At 57.1% G+C, this 3,059-nt stretch carries 1 rRNA gene; it reads right to left on the bottom strand.

The window, feature by feature from the left end:
• A 23S ribosomal RNA gene (locus V5O46_RS31490) occupies nucleotides 1-3,003 on the bottom strand; the annotation flags it as partial.
• Nucleotides 3,004-3,059: the final 56 nt, after the last annotated feature.

Here is a 3,059-nt window from a genome sequence, read left to right as displayed (position 1 = left end):
CCTCATCTCGAAGCAGGCTTCCCGCTTAGATGCTTTCAGCGGTTATCCCTCCCGAACGTAGCCAACCAGCCATGCCCTTGGCAGAACAACTGGCACACCAGAGGTTCGTCCGTCCCGGTCCTCTCGTACTAGGGACAGCCCTTCTCAAGACTCCTACGCGCACAGCGGATAGGGACCGAACTGTCTCACGACGTTCTAAACCCAGCTCGCGTACCGCTTTAATGGGCGAACAGCCCAACCCTTGGGACCGACTCCAGCCCCAGGATGCGACGAGCCGACATCGAGGTGCCAAACCATCCCGTCGATATGGACTCTTGGGGAAGATCAGCCTGTTATCCCCGGGGTACCTTTTATCCGTTGAGCGACGGCGCTTCCACAAGCCACCGCCGGATCACTAGTCCCGACTTTCGTCCCTGCTCGACCCGTCGGTCTCACAGTCAAGCTCCCTTGTGCACTTACACTCAACACCTGATTACCAACCAGGCTGAGGGAACCTTTGGGCGCCTCCGTTACCCTTTGGGAGGCAACCGCCCCAGTTAAACTACCCATCAGACACTGTCCCTGATCCGGATCACGGACCCAGGTTAGACATCCAGCACGACCAGACTGGTATTTCAACGACGACTCCACACACACTGGCGTGCATGCTTCACAGTCTCCCAGCTATCCTACACAAGCCGAACCGAACACCAATATCAAACTGTAGTAAAGGTCCCGGGGTCTTTCCGTCCTGCTGCGCGAAACGAGCATCTTTACTCGTAGTGCAATTTCACCGGGCCTATGGTTGAGACAGTCGAGAAGTCGTTACGCCATTCGTGCAGGTCGGAACTTACCCGACAAGGAATTTCGCTACCTTAGGATGGTTATAGTTACCACCGCCGTTTACTGGCGCTTAAGTTCTCAGCTTCGCCCCACCGAAATGGAGCTAACCGGTCCCCTTAACGTTCCAGCACCGGGCAGGCGTCAGTCCGTATACATCGCCTTACGGCTTCGCACGGACCTGTGTTTTTAGTAAACAGTCGCTTCTCGCTGGTCTCTGCGGCCACCCCCAGCTCAGACAGTAAATGCCGTCACCAGAAATGGCCCCCCTTCTCCCGAAGTTACGGGGGCATTTTGCCGAGTTCCTTAACCATAGTTCACCCGAACGCCTCGGTATTCTCTACCTGACCACCTGAGTCGGTTTAGGGTACGGGCCGCCATGAAACTCGCTAGAGGCTTTTCTCGACAGCATAGGATCATCCACTTCACCACAATCGGCTCGGCATCAGGTCTCAGACACAAAGTGCACGGATTTACCTGCACACCGTCCTACACCCTTACCCCGGGACAACCACCGCCCGGGATGGACTACCTTCCTGCGTCACCCCATCACTCACCTACTACCAGCTCGGGCCACCGGCTCCACCACTTTCCTTCCCCCGAAGGGTCCGGAACGGCTTCACGGGCTTAGCATCACTGGACTCGATGTTTGACGCTCCACAGCGGGTACCGGAATATCAACCGGTTATCCATCGACTACGCCTGTCGGCCTCGCCTTAGGTCCCGACTTACCCTGGGCAGATCAGCTTGACCCAGGAACCCTTAGTCAATCGGCGCAAACGTTTCCCACGTTTGTATCGCTACTCATGCCTGCATTCTCACTCGTCAACCGTCCACAACTCGCTTACACGGCTGCTTCACCCGGCAGACGACGCTCCCCTACCCATCACAGCGGCCGTTGGACCACATGCTGCAATGACACGACTTCGGCGGTACGCTTGAGCCCCGCTACATTGTCGGCGCGGAATCACTTGACCAGTGAGCTATTACGCACTCTTTCAAGGATGGCTGCTTCTAAGCCAACCTCCTGGTTGTCTCTGCGACTCCACATCCTTTCCCACTTAGCGTACGCTTAGGGGCCTTAGTCGATGCTCTGGGCTGTTTCCCTCTCGACCATGGAGCTTATCCCCCACAGTCTCACTGCCGCGCTCTCACTTACCGGCATTCGGAGTTTGGCTAAGGTCAGTAACCCGGTAGGGCCCATCGCCTATCCAGTGCTCTACCTCCGGCAAGAAACACACGACGCTGCACCTAAATGCATTTCGGGGAGAACCAGCTATCACGGAGTTTGATTGGCCTTTCACCCCTAACCACAGGTCATCCCCCAGGTTTTCAACCCTGGTGGGTTCGGTCCTCCACGAAGTCTTACCTCCGCTTCAACCTGCCCATGGCTAGATCACTCCGCTTCGGGTCTTGAGCGTGCTACTCCACCGCCCTCTTCGGACTCGCTTTCGCTACGGCTACCCCACCCGGGTTAACCTCGCAACACACCGCAAACTCGCAGGCTCATTCTTCAAAAGGCACGCAGTCACGACACACAAGCAAGCTTGCATGCGACGCTCCCACGGCTTGTAGGCACACGGTTTCAGGTACTATTTCACTCCCCTCCCGGGGTACTTTTCACCATTCCCTCACGGTACTATCCGCTATCGGTCACCAGGGAATATTTAGGCTTAGCGGGTGGTCCCGCCAGATTCACACGGGATTTCTCGGGCCCCGTGCTACTTGGGTGTCTCTCCAACGAGCCGCTGACATTTCGACTACGGGGGTCTTACCCTCTACGCCGGACCTTTCGCATGTCCTTCGCCTACATCAACGGTTTCTGACTCGTCCTGCTGCCGGCAGACAACAGAAGAGAGATCCCACAACCCCGCATACGCAACCCCTGCCGGGTCTCACACGCATACGGTTTGGCCTCATCCAGTTTCGCTCGCCACTACTCCCGGAATCACGGTTGTTTTCTCTTCCTGCGGGTACTGAGATGTTTCACTTCCCCGCGTTCCCTCCACTTGCCCTATGAGTTCAGGCAAGGGTGACAGCCCATGACGACTGCCGGGTTTCCCCATTCGGACACCCCCGGATCAAAGCCTGGTTGACGACTCCCCGGGGCCTATCGCGGCCTCCCACGTCCTTCATCGGTTCCTGGTGCCAAGGCATCCACCGTGCGCCCTTAAAAACTTGGCCACAGATGCTCGCGTCCACTGTGCAGTTCTCAAACAACGACCAACCACCCATCACCC

It is taken from the genome of Streptomyces poriticola (genome assembly GCF_036689765.1).
Taxonomy (GTDB): Bacteria; Actinomycetota; Actinomycetes; order Streptomycetales; family Streptomycetaceae; genus Streptomyces; species Streptomyces poriticola.
This window is presented reverse-complemented; position numbering and strand designations above follow the sequence as displayed.